This window comes from Halomonas eurihalina, from assembly GCF_008274785.1.
GTDB classification, from domain to species: Bacteria; Pseudomonadota; Gammaproteobacteria; order Pseudomonadales; family Halomonadaceae; genus Halomonas; species Halomonas eurihalina.
Map to the genome: position 1 here is coordinate 88327 of NZ_VTPU01000009.1, position 15651 is coordinate 103977.

Annotated in this window: 17 protein-coding genes; 7 read left to right on the forward strand and 10 right to left on the reverse strand. The window is 66.6% G+C overall.

The features are described from left to right. The first annotated feature begins 25 nt into the window (after positions 1-25). Positions 26-931, forward strand: coding sequence for a MurR/RpiR family transcriptional regulator (locus FZZ93_RS10585; RefSeq protein ID WP_149322292.1), 906 nt, complete (start codon positions 26-28; stop codon positions 929-931). A 33-nt stretch (positions 932-964) separates the two neighbouring features. Here the strand turns inward: FZZ93_RS10585 and FZZ93_RS10590 are convergent, their stop codons facing one another. After that, the gene (locus FZZ93_RS10590; protein ID WP_149322293.1) at positions 965-1942 is read right to left on the reverse strand and encodes an NADPH:quinone reductase; all 978 of its coding nucleotides are present in this window, start codon (positions 1940-1942) and stop codon (positions 965-967) included. A 188-nt stretch (positions 1943-2130) separates the two neighbouring features. Here FZZ93_RS10590 and azu point away from each other — a divergent pair, with 188 nt between their 5' ends. Beyond that, the gene (gene azu / locus FZZ93_RS10595) at positions 2131-2598 is read left to right on the forward strand and encodes an azurin (protein ID WP_149322294.1); all 468 of its coding nucleotides are present in this window, start codon (positions 2131-2133) and stop codon (positions 2596-2598) included. A 67-nt stretch (positions 2599-2665) separates the two neighbouring features. On the opposite strand, the gene FZZ93_RS10600 is transcribed toward azu, so the two are convergent. Beyond that, the gene (locus FZZ93_RS10600; protein ID WP_149322295.1) at positions 2666-3238 is read right to left on the reverse strand and encodes a hypothetical protein; all 573 of its coding nucleotides are present in this window, start codon (positions 3236-3238) and stop codon (positions 2666-2668) included. A gap of 289 nt (positions 3239-3527) precedes the next feature. Between FZZ93_RS10600 and ugpB the strand changes: the two genes are divergently transcribed. The 5 genes from ugpB (at position 3528) to FZZ93_RS10625 (ending at position 8553) form a co-directional block, all read left to right on the forward strand. Further along, the gene (ugpB, locus tag FZZ93_RS10605) at positions 3528-4844 is read left to right on the forward strand and encodes a sn-glycerol-3-phosphate ABC transporter substrate-binding protein UgpB (protein WP_149322296.1); all 1317 of its coding nucleotides are present in this window, start codon (positions 3528-3530) and stop codon (positions 4842-4844) included. A 67-nt stretch (positions 4845-4911) separates the two neighbouring features. Beyond that, positions 4912-5787, forward strand: coding sequence for a sn-glycerol-3-phosphate ABC transporter permease UgpA (gene ugpA, locus FZZ93_RS10610; protein WP_407650240.1), 876 nt, complete (start codon positions 4912-4914; stop codon positions 5785-5787). An 18-nt stretch (positions 5788-5805) separates the two neighbouring features. Next, positions 5806-6651 (forward strand): sn-glycerol-3-phosphate ABC transporter permease UgpE, encoded by an 846-nt coding sequence (ugpE, locus tag FZZ93_RS10615; protein WP_149322298.1) that lies wholly within the window; start codon positions 5806-5808, stop codon positions 6649-6651. Between the two features lie 28 nt (positions 6652-6679). Beyond that, on the forward strand, positions 6680-7795 hold the full coding sequence (locus tag FZZ93_RS10620) for a sn-glycerol-3-phosphate import ATP-binding protein UgpC (protein WP_149322299.1): 1116 nt from the start codon (positions 6680-6682) through the stop codon (positions 7793-7795). Then, a complete protein-coding gene (locus FZZ93_RS10625; RefSeq protein ID WP_149322300.1) occupies positions 7762-8553 on the forward strand; it encodes a glycerophosphoryl diester phosphodiesterase in 792 nt (263 codons plus the stop codon). Before FZZ93_RS10620 ends, FZZ93_RS10625 begins: the two co-directional genes overlap by 34 nt. Here FZZ93_RS10625 and FZZ93_RS10630 read toward each other — a convergent pair. The 8 genes from FZZ93_RS10630 to cbiE form a co-directional block, all read right to left on the reverse strand. Then, a complete protein-coding gene (locus tag FZZ93_RS10630) occupies positions 8471-9241 on the reverse strand; it encodes a YiiX/YebB-like N1pC/P60 family cysteine hydrolase (protein WP_149322371.1) in 771 nt (256 codons plus the stop codon). The two genes, FZZ93_RS10625 and FZZ93_RS10630, sit on opposite strands and share 83 nt — an antisense overlap. An 84-nt stretch (positions 9242-9325) precedes the next feature. Continuing rightward, positions 9326-10777, reverse strand: coding sequence for a cobyric acid synthase (locus tag FZZ93_RS10635; RefSeq protein ID WP_149322301.1), 1452 nt, complete (start codon positions 10775-10777; stop codon positions 9326-9328). Beyond that, positions 10774-11499, reverse strand: a complete 726-nt coding sequence (gene bluB / locus FZZ93_RS10640) for a 5,6-dimethylbenzimidazole synthase (protein ID WP_149322302.1) — start codon at positions 11497-11499, stop codon at positions 10774-10776. Before bluB ends, FZZ93_RS10635 begins: the two co-directional genes overlap by 4 nt. A gap of 327 nt (positions 11500-11826) precedes the next feature. Next, positions 11827-12432 (reverse strand): cob(I)yrinic acid a,c-diamide adenosyltransferase, encoded by a 606-nt coding sequence (cobO, locus tag FZZ93_RS10645; RefSeq protein WP_149322303.1) that lies wholly within the window; start codon positions 12430-12432, stop codon positions 11827-11829. A gap of 29 nt (positions 12433-12461) precedes the next feature. Next, the gene (gene cobF / locus FZZ93_RS10650; protein WP_149322304.1) at positions 12462-13241 is read right to left on the reverse strand and encodes a precorrin-6A synthase (deacetylating); all 780 of its coding nucleotides are present in this window, start codon (positions 13239-13241) and stop codon (positions 12462-12464) included. Beyond that, positions 13238-14038, reverse strand: a complete 801-nt coding sequence (gene cobM / locus FZZ93_RS10655) for a precorrin-4 C(11)-methyltransferase (RefSeq protein ID WP_149322305.1) — start codon at positions 14036-14038, stop codon at positions 13238-13240. Before cobM ends, cobF begins: the two co-directional genes overlap by 4 nt. Next, entirely contained in the window at positions 14035-14418 is a 384-nt protein-coding gene (locus FZZ93_RS10660; RefSeq protein WP_149322372.1) for a cobalamin biosynthesis protein, read from the reverse strand. The genes cobM and FZZ93_RS10660 overlap by 4 nt, the downstream gene beginning before the upstream one ends. Positions 14419-14426: 8 nt before the next feature. Further along, entirely contained in the window at positions 14427-15650 is a 1224-nt protein-coding gene (cbiE, locus tag FZZ93_RS10665) for a precorrin-6y C5,15-methyltransferase (decarboxylating) subunit CbiE (RefSeq protein ID WP_223111785.1), read from the reverse strand. Between the last annotated feature and the right edge of the window lies 1 nt (position 15651).

Sequence of the window (15651 nt, forward strand, 5' to 3'; positions counted from 1 at the left end):
CTTCACGACATCCTCGGAATCCACCATGCCGCCATCCGCCTCTCGCCGCCCCGAAACGCTTGGAGACCTCGAGCGCCTGCTCGCCGACATCGACGATGGCGAAGGCTCGGTACGCCTGGGCAAGCGCTCGCGACACGTGCTGACGGCACTGGTCACCGCTCCCCAGCAGGCGGCAGTCTCCTCGATCAGCGATCTGGCCGAACGCCTGGGCGTCAGTCCCTCCACGCTATCCCGCCTGGCCCAACGCCTGGGATTCGAGGGGTTCACCGGCCTGCAGGCCGTCTTCCGACGCAACGTCACCGAAGGCAAGAGCTTCTACAGCGATCAGGTTTCCCGGCTGCTGGATGGTGAGGGCAACGACGATGGCCAGGCCCGGTTGTCCAGACTGGGACGCCAGGAATGCGCCAATATCGGCGACATGGTGGCAGGAGTCGATGGAGAGGTCTTCGTGCAGGCCGCCACAGCGCTGGTCGAGGCACGCCGCGTGAGAGTCCACGGCATGCGCCAGTTCGCTTCACTGGCTTCCTTCATGGCCTATGGTCTGGGCATGCTGCGCCCGGACGTGGCGCCGCTCGATGCCGCGCGTCATGGTGTCGCGGACGCCCTGGCCCAGCTCGACGAAGGCGACGTGCTGGTGGTGGCAAGCTGCTTTCCCTATACCCCAAGCGTGCTGGCCACCGCCGAGGTGGCGGCCCGCCAGGGCATTCGCCTCATCGCCCTGACGGACTCCACGAGCTCTCCCCTCGCCAAGGTGGCTCACTACACCCTTCCCGTGCCCAACCACAGCCTGTTCTTCAGCAACAGCATGTGCGCCTTCATGCTGCTGGCGGAGGGACTATTGAGCGAGGCAGCGAGCCAGCTGGGGGATGCCGGACTCGCCGCACTAAAGCGGCGCGAGCGCTTGATCGGCGAGCTCGACGCCTCGCTGTGACGCCGCCCCGAATCGCTCCCAACGCTCGGAGCGTCAGGGCAACAGGATGGTGGAGCCAGTGGTCTGGCGTCCGGCCAGCGCCTCCTGGGCCTTGCCTGCCTCGGCGAGCGGGAAACGCTGGGCGATGTCGATCTTCACCTCGCCGCCCTCCAGCATGGCGAACAGGTCGGCGCACATGCTTTCTAGACGCTCGCGCGTATCGGCATAGCCGTTGAGGCTCGGCCGCGTCACGTAGAGCGCCCCCTTCTGGTTGAGGATACCGATGTTGACGCCCTCGACCGGCCCCGAGGCGTTACCGAAGCTGACCATCAGGCCGCGCTTCTTCAAGCAGTCCAGCGAGGTCTCCCAGGTATCCTTGCCGACCGAGTCGTAGACCACGTCGCACATCTCGCCACCGGTCAGCTCGCGCACCCGCTCGACGACATCCTCGCGGGTATAGTCGATGGTCGCCCAGGCCCCATTGTCCCTGGCCAGAGCCGCCTTCTCGGGCGAACTGACCGTGCCGATCAGCTTCACGCCAAGCGCCCGGGCCCACTGACAGGCGATCGAGCCCACGCCGCCGGCGGCCGCATGAAAGAGAATGGTCTCGCCGCCCTCGAGCCGGTAGGTCTGGCGCAGCAGATACTGCACGGTCAGCCCCTTGAGCATCGACGCCGCCGCGGTCTCGCAATCGACCCCGTCGGGAAGTACCACGACCTTGTCGGCCGGCACGACGTGTTGCTCGGCATAGGCGCCGAGAGGCCCCTGGGCATAGGCCACCCGGTCTCCCACCGCCAGGTGGTCGACGCCATCGCCCACGGCCTCGACGATCCCGGCCCCCTCGGTGCCCAGACCGGAGGGCAGGGAAGGCACAGGATAGAGACCAGTTCTAAAATAGATATCGATGAAGTTCAGGCCGACAGCCTGATGACGGATTCGTACTTCACCGGCTTGCGGTTCGACCGGAGAAGCATCGACGAACTCGAGCACCTCCGGGCCACCGGTACGGGAAAACTCGATACGCTTGGCCATGGGACGCAGTCCTTATGCCGCTAATGAACGGGATGCCCAGTCAAGCGTTATGCTGGCAGCGGGTCAAGTCGAGCGTTGCTGGCATGAAGCCCGAAGTCGCTTGACAGATCCAATTGGCTACAAAAGAATGAGCGTTGTGTATACAGAAATATAACCTCATTGACGACACACCCAACAGGAGCGTCATCATGAAAATCACCTGGATGTTGACCGCCGTCGGCCTCGCGGCCGCCCTGACCAGCGCCCCGACCTTTGCCGCCGACGACGAGGCCTGCAACCTGACCGTCGAGAGCAACGATCAGATGCAGTTCGATACCGACTCGATGAGCGTCCCCGCCAGTTGCGAGACGGTCACGCTGACCCTGGAGCACACCGGCTCGATGCAGGCCAACGTGATGGGCCACAACTGGGTGCTTTCCTCCACCGAGGATGCCCAGGCCCTGTCCCAGGAAGGCATGAAGGCCGGGCTGGAAAGCGACTACCTGCCGGCCGACGACGACCGTGTCATCGCCGCGACCGAGGTCATCGGCGGTGGTGAAAGCACCAGCATCGAGTTTTCCACCGAAGACCTGGCAGGCCGCGACCTGACCTTCTTCTGCTCCTTCCCCGGCCACTTCGCTTCCATGCAGGGGACCTTCACCGTCACCGAGGAGTAACTTCCCTTTCGTGAAGGTAGACCGCGATGCCCGGCTAGTCCGGGCATCTCTTGGTTCGGCCTGTCCATCATAGAGAAGTGGGAAACGACTCCAGCCCACGAATGAAGCGACGCTTGTAGTCCTCGAAGGCGTCCCGGTCGCGCTTGAAGGATTGTGCCACCGCGTTTTCGTCCACCGTCAGCGTGCGCGGCAGGTCGTCGAGTCCCGAGGCGGGATGCTTGGGGCTGAGCCCGATGTGCACGCCGCTCTTGCCATCGAACCAGCGCTTGATACCGGCGGCCTCGAAGCGCTGCCGTTGCGCCTCGTTCGCGGCATCCACACGCAGGGGCGCACGCAAGGCCAGTTCGGATACCAGGCGCCCTGCCGGGTCGGTCGTTCCGTCCTCGGTCAGCGAGACGAGCTGCATGACATTCATGCCTTCCCCGGCCTCGTCCAGCGCCAGCAGCGCCAACGCCACCGGCTGCGCAGCGTCATCGACCAGCGCCAGCACCCGGGCCGCTTCCTGCTTGATCAGAACCCCCAGCACACCGGCAAAGGTCGCCAGCGGCGCGATACCGGCCTGATGGCCATAGACCTCGGCGCACAGCCGTGCCAGGCACGCCTCACGCTGGGCCTCGTTCTTGACATGCACCACTCTCATCGAATCTTCCTCGTCCATCACGCCTCGATACAAGTCGCGCAGCCTACCATATTCACCCGCCACGCTCCCCCGCCTCTCGCCTCTCGCCTCTCGCCTCTCGCCTCTCGCATCTCGCATCTCGCATCTCGCATCTCGCATCTCGCATCCGCAGCATGGCGACCCTCGACAGCGTGATCTAGCTTTCATGGAGTTGTCATCGTCATGACCTAATGTGCCAAGGCCCGATTGCCCAGGCCATCGCAGGCTCGGGCTTCTTCGAGACAAGACTCGACCCGACAAGGAGACACCGATGTCGCGTATCCACGCTGGAGCACTGACCCTGGGAATGGCCGCCGCCGGCCTGTCACTTTCCGCTCAGGGCGCTACCGAGATCGCCTGGTGGCACGCCATGGGCGGCGAGCTGGGCAACAAGGTTGACGAGATCGCCGCCAACTTCAACGAGTCCCAGGACGATTACGTCGTAAAGCCCTCGTTCCGTGGCAACTACTCCGAAACCATGACCAGCGCCATCGCCGCCTTCCGTGCCAATGAGGCACCGGCCATCGTACAGATCTACGAGGTCGGCACCGCCACCATGATGAATGCCGAGGGGGCGATCGTGCCGGTGCACGAACTGATGGCCGACTCGGGCCTCGACTTCGACCCGGATGCCTTCCTGCCTGCCGTGACCGGCTACTACACCACCGGCGATGGCCAGATGCTGTCCATGCCCTTCAACTCCTCGACGCCGGTGGTCTACGTCAATCGCGACATCCTCGCCGAGGCCGGTGTGGATGAAGTCCCGGCCACCTGGGAAGGTCTCGGCGAAACCCTCGGCCAAATCGTCGACTCCGGCGCCGCCGAATGCGGCATGACCACCACTTGGCCCTCCTGGATCCAGCTCGAGAACTTTTCCGCACGCCATGACCTGCCCTTCGCCACTGAAGAGAACGGCTTCGGCGGCCTGGACGCCCGTCTGACCATCAATGAGACCGCCGCCGTCGACCACATCCAGCGCCTGACCGACTGGCAGCAGAACGGCCGCTTCGATTACGGCGGTCGCTTCGACGAGGCCGCACCAGCCTTCTACACCGGCCGATGCGCCATGCTGATGGCTTCTTCCGCTTCTCTGGCGGGCGTGCGCGCCAACGCCGAGGATTTCGAATTCTCCGTGGCACCGCTGCCCTATTCGAGCGAGCTGATCGACACGCCGCAGAACAGCATCATCGGCGGCGCCTCGCTGTGGGCCCTGGCAGGACAGGACGATGAGGTCTACCAAGGCATCGCCGAATTCTTCGACTACCTCTCCTCCGCCGAGGTCCAGGCCGACTGGCACCAGTTCTCCGGCTACCTGCCGATCACCGAGGCCGCCTATGAACTCGGCCAGGAACAAGGCTTCTACGAAGACAATCCCGGCAGTGCCGTGGCCATCGAGCAGATGACCGGCGTCACGCCAACGGCCAACTCCAAGGGGCTGCGTCTGGGCAACATGCCGCAGATCCGTAACGTGATCGAGGAGCAGCTGGAGAAGATCTTCAATGGTGACATCGGCGTCCAGGAAGGCATGGACGAGGCCGTGAGCCGCAGCAACGAGCTGCTGGAACGCTTCCAGCAAGCCAACGGCTGAAGCAAGCGCACCTTCGCCGGAACGCCCGAGCGTTCCGGCCCTTTCTTGATAGCCACGACGGATGACCATGGCGACTTTCCAACGTCACCGCCTCACGCCCTGGATACTGCTGGCCCCACAGTTGGCCATCGTCGCAGTCTTTTTCTTCTGGCCGGCCGCCCAGGCCGTGCTCCAGGCCTTCTATGTCGAAGATCCCTTCGGCCTCGGCCGCACCTTCGTCGCCTTCGAGAACTTCACTCGCGTGCTGGCCTCGGCGGAGTATTACCGGGCGCTCGGTATCACCGTCGCCTTCAGCATCGGCGTGGCGCTCGGCGCCATGGCGCTCGCGCTGTTGCTGGCGGTGCTCGCCGACCGCGTGATCAAGGGTGCCCACGCCTACAAGACGCTGTTGATCTGGCCCTATGCCGTGGCACCGGCAGTGGCCGGCGTGTTGTGGATGTTCATGCTCGCCCCCGAGCTCGGCCTGGTCAGCGCCTGGCTCGGCGCGCTCGGTATCGACTGGAATCACCAGCTCAATGGCGGCCAGGCCATGGCCCTGGTGGTGATGGCCTCGGTCTGGAAGCAGATGAGCTACAACTTCGTGTTCTTCCTGGCCGGGTTGCAGGCCATTCCGAGGAGCTTGCTGGAGGCGGCGGCCATCGACGGCGCCGGCCCCTGGCGACGCTTCTGGACCATCACCTTTCCCCTGCTGTCGCCGACCAGCTTCTTCCTGCTGGTGATGAACAGCGTCTACGCCTTCTTCGAGACCTTCGGCACCATCGACGCCACCACCGCCGGCGGCCCTGGCGGCGCCACGCGAACGCTGGTCTACAAGGTCTTCGAGGATGGCTTCGTCGGCTACGACCTGGGCTCCAGCGCGGCCCAGTCGGTACTGCTGATGCTGCTGGTGGGGCTGCTGACCCTGCTGCAGTTCCGCTATCTCGAACGCAAGGTACAGTACTGACCCTGGAGAACATCGACGATGCGCTACCGCCGCCCCGGCCTCGACATCGCCAGCCATGCCGTGCTGATCCTGGCCCTGCTCGCCTTCTGCCTGCCGGTGTGGTTGGCCTTCACCGCCGCCACCCACGACCAGGCCTCGCTGTACACCAGTACCGCACCACTATGGTTCGGCGATCAGGGCCTCGGCAACTTCCGTAGCGTGCTCAGCGAACCGGTGGCCCGACTCGGCACCGACGTGACCCGGCTGCTGCTCAACTCCACGGTCATGGCGCTGGGCATCGCCTGCGGCAAGATTATCATCGCCATCCTCGCCGCCTACGCCATCGTCTTCTTCCGCTTTCCGCTGCGTCGGCTGTGCTTCTGGTTGATCTTCATCACCCTGATGCTGCCGGTGGAGGTGCGCATCATGCCCACCTACAAGATTGCGGCCGACCTCAACCTGCTGAATTCCTATGCCGGGCTGATCCTGCCGCTGATCGCCAGCGCCACCGCCACCTTCCTGTTCCGCCAGTTCTACCTCACCGTGCCGCCGGAGCTGCTCGAGGCAGCGCGGGTCGACGGCGCCGGGCCCTGGCGCTTTCTCAAGGACATCCTGCTGCCGCTGTCGAAGACCAACATCGCCGCGCTGTTCGTGATCATGTTCCTCTACGGTTGGAACCAGTATCTCTGGCCGCTGCTGATCACCACCGAGTCGGATTACATGACGATCGTGGTCAGCCTCAAGCGCCTGCTTTCCTCGGCCGACAACCTGGTGCCCTGGCAAGCCGTCATGGCCACCGCCCTGCTGGCCATGCTGCCGCCGGTCGCGGTGATCGTGCTGATGCAGCGCTACTTTGTTAAAGGGCTGGTCGACGCCGAGAAATGACCGCTTCACTGAATGGATTGAATCTCCCATGGCAACCCTGAGTCTGGACGCCCTGCGCAAGACCTACCCCAATGGCTTCACCGCCCTGCACGGCATCGACCTGGCGATCGACGACGGTGAGCTGATCGTGGTGGTCGGTCCTTCGGGATGCGGCAAGTCCACCCTACTGCGCATGCTCGCCGGCCTGGAATCGATCAGCGACGGCGAACTCGCCATCGACGGCCGGCGCGTCAACGACCTGGAGCCCGCCGAGCGTGATATCGCCATGGTGTTCCAGAATTACGCCCTCTACCCGCACATGAGCGTGGCCGACAACATGGGCTATGCCCTGAAGAACCGCGGCGTGCCCAAGGCCGAGCGCCGTCGCAAGGTCGAAGAAACTGCACGGCTGATCGGCCTCGAGGACCTGCTCGACCGGCGTCCTCGCCAGCTCTCCGGCGGCCAGCGCCAGCGCGTGGCCATGGGGCGGGCCATCGTGCGCGAACCCAAGGTCTTCCTGTTCGACGAGCCGCTCTCCAACCTTGATGCCAAGTTGCGCGTGCAGATGCGTATCGAGATCCGCCGCCTGCAGAAACGCCTCGGCGTCACCGCTGTCTACGTCACCCACGACCAGGTCGAGGCCATGACCCTGGCCGATCGCCTGGTGGTGATGAACGGCGGCCACATCGAGCAGGTGGGCACGCCGATGCACCTCTACGAACGTCCCGCCAGTCGCTTCGTGGCGGGCTTCATCGGTTCGCCGGCGATGAACTTCCTCGACGCCCGCCGGGCCGATGGCGACCTGGCGCTGCCCTGCGGCACACGCATCGCGACATCGCATGAAGTCCACAATGACGCCGTGTGCCTGGGCATTCGTCCCGAGCATCTCTCACGGGTCAGTGAGGCCGACGATACGACCCTGACCACCCGGGTCGAGCTGGTCGAGCCCCTGGGCGCCGATACCCTCGCTCACGTCAGACTCGACGGTCAGGAGGAACCGCTGGTGGCACGCCTCGACGGTGTCCAGCCGGTGGCCGAAGGCGATACGCTGTACCTGCGGCCCGACGCCAGCCGCCTGCACCTCTTCGACCTCGACACCGGTCGACGACTCGATGACAAGGACATCCACTCATGCCCCAGCAGCCCCTCGTCCCGCCTCGCCTGATCGCTCATCGTGGCCTTTCCGCCCGAGCGCCGGAAAACACCCTGGCCGCCGTTCGAGCCGCCCACGAAGCCGGCTGCCGATGGGTCGAACTGGACGTGCAACTGCTCGGCGACGGCACCCCGGTGATCTGGCATGACCGGGATGTCAGTCGCTGCAGCAACGGGCGCGGCCGACTGGTCGACCTGGACATCGCCCAGGCCGGGCAACTCGACGCCGGTAGCTGGTTCGCCGCTGAGTTCGCCGGCGAGCCCATGGCCACCCTGGAAAGCATGCTGACGCTGATCGACGAACTGGCAATGGGCCTCAACCTGGAACTCAAGGTTAACCGTGGCCGCGACCCCGAGGCCCTGGTCGAGTGCGTCCTGCCGCCTCTGCTCGAGGCCCTGCCCGCCGAGCGCCTGATCGTCTCATCCTTCGATGCCACTGCCCTGACACAGGCACGACGCCAGGCACCGGCCGGGCGTCTTCCCTTGGGGGCGCTGTTCGAACGGATTCCCCGCGACTGGGCCGCCCGCTGTGCCGCCATCGATGCCTACAGCGTGCACGCCGACTGGCGCCGCCTGCGCGCGCCTCGCGCCCATGACATCGTCCAGTCCGGCCATGCGCTGCTGTGTTACACGGCCAACGACCCGGCAGCCTTCACCACGCGCTGGGAGTGGGGTGTGCATGGCGTGATCAGTGACGATCCTTCGCGTTTTGCGGTGCATCCCCCCAGATCAGGCGACGGTAGTCGAAGTGCGCGTCCAGGGTCGGCTTGATGACCTGGAAGTAAGGCGACACATCGAAGTCACGCGGCACGAAGTGGGAGAAGTGCCTGGGATAGAGCACCTCGATCTCGCAGCCCCAGCAACCGGGATCCAGCGACTGGGCCGGCGCGACTCGCGGCAGGATCGGATAGCGAATCGACTGGAAGGCCTGGGCGATCAGGGTGGAACAGATCGCCCGGGTCGGATCGCCGCTGCCGAAGGCCAGCATACGGCGCCGCCAGTGCATCGGCACCGGCGGCTCCGGCAGCAGATAGCGCGCCAGGTCGACGATGTTGCGCATGTCGTAGCGGTACCCCAGGCGCCGGCCTGCGTAATCGATCACCGCACGACGTTCCTCGTCATTCAACCCCACCGGACGGCAGATGCGGCAGTGCAGCCCGGCGAAGTCATTCAGGCCGACACGGCGCACCCCTGCGCGGATATCGACCTCGATCAGCCCATGCTCGCCACCACCTGCCTCGGCATAGGCCTTGCCCACATAGAGGGCGGCATGGGACCAGGTCGATTGCGTCAGGTACTTGATCGCCGTGCTGATCCGAGTATGGCCCTCGACCAGCAGGACATCGCCGGGCGCGATACTCGCCGCCAATTGCTCGAGGTTGGCGGGGGTCAGCGACCGTGCACCCGGTATGGGCTTGCTCAAATAGCGGCCCAGGCACTCGCCGAGTCGTTCCAGCATCCGACCTAACCCCATTGCGCAAGACTTCCCCCTCACCATAGCCGAGCCGACCAACGCCGGCTTCCATCGCCGCTCGATCCTCTGTCACGCATCCAGCAGCCCGAGAATGGCAGCCATATCTAGATGCTGCTCGAGGGCATCCGCCAACCGGTCGAGCTGGCGCTCGCGATGGGCGGCCAGGTCCACGGCGACGCCCTCGCCCTCCAGTCCCAGCATCGCCAGCAGCGCGGCGGCTGCCGGCGCCTCGTCGAACAGCCCGTGCAGGTAGGTGCCGAGCACCTGGCCATCGTCGCTGATCGCACCATCCGGCCCGTCGTCGAGGTCGATCAGCGGCCGCGCCAGCGCCGGTCCCTCACTGACGCCATTGTGAATCTCGTAGCCGGACACTGCGATCTTCCCGCCGGTCAATGTTCCCCGCACGTTGCGCAACTGTTTGTCGGCCACCATGCGGGTGCGCATCGGCAGCAGGCCGAGCCCCGGCGTCGTGCCGGCCTCCCCCTCGACGCCCTGCGGATCCTCGATCGCCTCACCAAGCATCTGGAAACCGCCGCAGATGCCCAGCACCCGGCCGCCGTAGCGCAGATGGCGCTGAATCGCCGTCTGCCATCCTTCACGGCGCAACCAGGCCAGGTCGCTGACGGTGCTCTTGCTGCCGGGCAGCAGGATGACGTCGGCAGGTGGAATGGCCTGCCCCGGCCCCACCAGAGTCAACTCGACTCGCGGATGCAGGCGCAGCGCGTCCAGGTCAGTATGATTGCTGATTCGCGGCAACGCCGGCACCACCACCTTCACCCCCGGAGCCTCGGCGGCGCTCTCGGTGAGTCCCAGACCATCCTCGGCGTCCAGCAGCAGTCCGTTCAGATGAGGCAACACGCCGAATACCGGCTTGCCGGTGTGGCCGGTGAGCCACTCCAGTCCCGGCTCGAGCAGCGCGAGATCGCCGCGAAAACGATTGATGACAAAGCCCCGGGTCCGAGCCCGCTCGCTGTCGCTGAGCAGCTCGAGCGTACCCACCAGTTGGGCGAAGACTCCGCCCCGATCGATATCGGCGGCCAGCAGTACCGGACAATCGACGGCCTCGGCGAAGCCCATGTTGGCGATATCGTTCTGGCGCAGATTGATCTCGGCGGGACTCCCCGCCCCCTCGACGATCACCGCATCGAAACGGCCCGAAAGACGCTCCCAGGCAGCCAGCACTGTTTCCCGGGCCTGGCGCTTGAAGGCGTGATAATCCAGGGCATCCATATGCCCATGGACACGACCGTCGAGAATCACCTGAGCGCCGCGATCGGTCTCGGGCTTGAGCAGCACGGGGTTCATATCGCAATGCGGCGCCAGGCCACAGGCCAGCGCCTGCAGGGCCGTGGAACGCCCTATCTCGCCGCCGTCGGGTGTCACCGCGCTGTTGAGCGCCATGTTCTGCGGCTTGAAAGGCGCCACCGAGACACCGCGCCGGGCCAGGGCGCGACACAGCCCGGCGACGATGGTGCTCTTGCCGGCATCCGAGGTAGTGCCCTGGATCATCAGTCCGCTCATCGCGTGGTCTCCCGGGTCGCGAGCGCTTCGAGCAGCGTCGGCGCGTCCAGCGCCTCGCCCCAGCCATTGCCGTGCACCCGCTCGGCGAGCGGCAGGCGCTGTCGCCAGCCGGCCAGGGCCAGCTCGGGCTGGTCGTGGAAGTCGTCCACATAGCCCAGGCACAGGTAGGCGAGCGGGTAGACATTCTCCGGCAAGCCCAGTACCTCGGTCAGTTCATTCTGATCGAGGATACTGACCCAGCCCACGCCGATGCCCTCGGCCCGGGCCGCCAGCCACAGGTTCTGGACCGCCAGGCAGGTGCTGAACAGGTCCGTTTCGATGATGCTCTGGCGCCCCAGCACGTGCTCGCCGCCGCGGCTGCGGTCGCAGGTGATGCACAGGTTGAGCGGACTCTCGAGGATGCCTTCCAGCTTGAGACGCCGATACAGCGCGCCACGCTCGCCGGTATGTGCCTCGGCGGCCTTGGCGTTCTCGCGTTCGAAGATGGCGTGCACGCGCTCGCGCACCGCGCGGTCGTCGATCAGCAGGAAGTCCCAAGGCTGCATGAAACCCACCGAGGGCGCGTGGTGGGCGGCCTCGAGCAGGCGTGCCAGCACCTCCGGCGGGATCGGCTCAGGGCGGAACTGGGCGCGCACGTCGCGGCGCTCGAAGATGGCCCGGTAGAGGCCCTCGCGCTGCGCCTCGGGGAAGGCATGATCGGGTCGCCCGTTCGGTTCTGCCATGCGGCGGTCTCCTGGAAATCTCGATGGTGATCGTGTCTTGGGCTCAACAAGATGAGCGCCGGGGACAAGGCAAAGCGAGGGTCCTTTGCCATGGGTGAGGCGATCCTCGCCGAACGGGTTGGTCATGGATGCCCAGCACTGGTCCTGCAAGCGGAGCAGGATGCGAGAGCGCTGCAGGGCAAAGGTAGCGCCCAGGGAAGGGTTCACAGCGCCCTCGCGGAGGCTTGTCGACGGAGCAGCTCATCGTCCCTGCCGAACTAACTAAATTAGGACTTTGAATAGATTTTTAACGCCGCATAGCCGAACGCAGCCGCATTTGAGGCCAGCCTAGAGCTCAACCCCTTTCTGGGCCTTTATCCCTTGGTCTTTAAAAGCGTGCTTGACCACCTTCATCTCGGTCACGGTGTCGGCCAGCTCGATCAGCGCCTCGGGGGCATGGCGGCCGGTAACGACGGCGTGCTGCATGGGTGGGCGGGCCTGGAGGTCGTCGAGCACCCGGTCGAGCTCCAGGTAGCCATGGCGCAGGGCGATGTTGAGCTCGTCGAACAGCACCAGCGCGTAACTCGGGTCGGCGAGCATGCGGCTGGCCTCGGCCCAGGCCGCCTCGGCGGCGCGCACGTCACGCTCTCGATCCTGAGTATCCCAGGTATAGCCCTCGCCCATGACGTGATAGTCCACCCCCGGCAGGTTGCGGAAGAAGGCCTCTTCGCCAGTTTGGAACTTGCCCTTGATGAACTGCACCACGCCGACCTTCATGCCGTGGCCCAGGGCGCGGGCGAGCATGCCGAAGCCGGAGCTGCTCTTGCCCTTGCCGGGGCCGGTCAGCACCAGCAGCACACCCTGCTCCTTGTCGGCGGCAGCGATCCGCTCGTTCATGATCTTCTGCTTGTGGGCCATGCGCGCCGCATGGCGCTCGGGGTCGACGTGCTTCATTGGAGGCTCCATGAGTCGGTGTAATGGTTTCAGCCCGGTGTTCGTGACAACAGTGGCGCCCGCGCCAGCAGATAGACGTCCATGATCCAGCCGTGCCGCTCGCGCAGCGCGGCGCGACGCTCGACGATGGCCGGCCCCACCTCGGCCAGCGGGCCGTCGATCAGGCACTGCTTGTCCATACCCAGATAGGCACCCCACCAGATATGCAGCCCCTCCGGGGCCAGCGCCTGGAAGGCACCACCGGCATCCAGCATCACCGCCACGCTGGCGGCGTCCTCGGGCCAGCCGCGCTCGCGCAGGCGCCGCCCGGTGGTGATCTGCACCGGCTCGGCCAGGGCATTCAAGGGGATGCGGTGCTCGGCGGTCAGCACCTGCAGGCTGGTGATGCCCGGCACCACCTCCACCTCGACGCCCTGCCCCGGCAACTCCAGACGCTCGGCGATGCGCAGGCTGCTGTCGTAGAGCGAAGGATCGCCCCAGATCAGCATGGCGACCCTCCCGCCCTGCGGCAGGTGGCGCGACATCTGCTCGCGCCATGTCTCGGCGATCGCCGCATGCCAGTCGTCCACCGCGCCCAGGTAGTCATCGCGCCTGTCGCGGCGCGGCAGGTCGAACTCCACGACTCGAGATAGCGCGGCCTCGTCCAGCAGGTTGCGGCACAGCAGCCGGCGCAGGTCGACCAGGTCCGAGCGCGCCTCGCCCTTGCGCGGCAACAGGATCAGCTCCGCCGCCTGTAGCGCGCGCACGCCGGCCAGGGTGACGTGCTCGGGATTACCGGTGCCAATGCCGATCAACGAGAGATGGATCATGGCGTCTCCCGCTGCTCATCCGCATGGGCGAAGGGCGAATCCGCCGACTGCGGCCGGAAGCGGCGGTCATAGCCGATCGCGTAGAGACGACTGTCGTCGAAGTCTTCGCTTGAAAGCGCCGGCCCGACCAGGATCAGCGCCGTGCGGTTCATGGCCGGGTCGAGCCGCGCGGCAACGGTCTCCAGCCGCCCGCGGATCACCTTCTGGTCGGGCCAACTGGCTCGCCAGACGATGGCCACCGGACAGTCATCACCGTAGAAAGGCGCCAGCTCCGCCACCACATGGTCCAGATTATGGATGGACAGGTGGATCGCCAGGGTCGTGCCGGTACGCGCGAAGTTGGCCAGCGTCTCGCCGTCCGGCATGGCGCTGGCGCGGCCCGGCGTGCGGGTCAATACCACGGACTGCGCCACACCCGGCAGCGTCAGCTCCTGGCCCAGGGTGGCGGCCGCCGCGGCAAAGGCCGGTACCCCTGGCGTGATGGCGTAGGCAATGCCCCGCTCGCGCAGCCGGCGCAACTGCTCGCCCATGGCCGACCACACCGAGAGATCCCCGGAGTGCAGCCGGGCCACATCCTGCCCCGCCGCGTCGGCGCGGGCCATCTCGTCGATGATCTCGTCGAGCGACAATGGGGCAGTGTTGACGACCCGAGCGCCTGCCGGGCAATGCGCGAGGATCGCCTCGGGCACCAGCGAGCCGGCGTAGAGACACACCGGGCAGGCCGCGATGAGATCCCGTCCCCGCAGCGTCAGCAGATCCGGCGCGCCGGGGCCGGCACCGATGAAATGAATGGTCATGTCGTATCTCCTGTCGTCGCCTCGCGCACCACCGCCACCGCAGCGGTCGCCCGTCGATCCGTCGAAATCAGCCGGGGGCCGAGCAATCTCGCCCCAGGCCCCGCCGCCAGCAGCGCCACGGCCTCGGCAACGCTGCCCGTACCGCGGGCCTGACGGCTGTGTCGGGAATCGGTGAGGGTGGCGACCGAGGTCAGGTCGACGTCGGCCACGCTCAGGGTCGCGATGCCCCGCGCCTCCCCCAAGGCCTGCACCAGCGGGCGCATGGACGCGGCCACTGCCAGCCGATCGACCGGGCCATGCCGTTCGCAGAGCCGGTCCAGCACCTCGGCCAACGAGGCGAGCGTCGCCGAGCGACGAAAACCGAAGCCCGCCACCTTCATCGCACCGTTCATTTCACGACCCGCCACTGCACGATGGGATAGGCGGACTTCCAGCCGCGACGCGTGCCGAGGGCGGCTGCCGTGGCCTGCTCCAGGCGCACCAGCTCGCCGCCGACGTGGCGATGCCAGTGGGTCAGCAAGGCTTCCGACTCCAGGGTCACCGCATTGGCCACCAGCCGCGTGCCCGCCAGCAAACGCGGCCACAGTGCGGTCAGCAGCGCCTCGGAGAGCCCGCCGCCGATAAAGACCGCATCGGGCAACGGCAAGTCCTCCGGCGTCTTCCCGTTCAGCATTTCCAGGGCATCGCCCTCGACCACCTCGAGCCAGTCGACACCGAGTTCCCGGGCGTTGTGGCGCGCCCGAGCCGCCCTTTCCGCATTGCGCTCGAGACCCAGGGCACGGTTGTCCGGATGCGCCAGCAGCCACTCGATGGCGACCGAACCCGAGCCGGTGCCGATGTCCCACAGCCGCTCGCCCGGAGCCGGCGCCAGGGCAGCCAGCGTCATGGCGCGGACCATCTGCCGGGTGATCTGGCCGTCGTGTTCGAACCAATCGTCCGGCCGCCCGGGAGTCAGCGGCAGCGCCGGCCCGTCGCCATCGACCTCGAGGCCCACCGCCACCGGATGGGCGATATCGGCCGGCAAGGCGGCATCCGCGCGCAGGGCACGAACGCGTTCGTCGCCACCGCCGAGGGCCTCCATCACGTGAAGCCGGCTGGCGCCGAAGCCGACATGCGCAAGCCAGCCGGCGAGCTCATTCACCGCCGCGCCGTCGCGCAGCAGCACCAGCAGGCGGCGCCCGCGGTGCAAATACGGGCGCAGGCGCGTCAGCGGCCGGGCGTGCAGGCCCAGGCAGGTCACGCCCTCCAGCGCCCAGCCAAGCCGGGAGGCCGCCAGGCTGAAGGTCGAGGGCGACGGCAGCACGCGCCACTCGCTGGGCGCGAGGTGTCGTGCCAGGGTCGCGCCGGCGCCGAACCAGAAGGGATCGCCCGACACCAGCATCACCGTTCGGCGACCGCGCTCGGCCAGCAGCTCGGGGATGCCGTCGGCGAAGGGCACCGGCCATTCGCGCACCTCGGCGGAAAGCGCCGGCAGCAGACGCAGGTGACGTCGCGCACCGAACACCACCTCGGCGGCCTCCAGCGCCTCGCGGCTTGCCGGCGTCAGCCCCGCCGTGCCACTCTCGCCCCAGCCCAGCACCGTCAGCCAGGGAGCGTCGTCAACGTCCGTCATC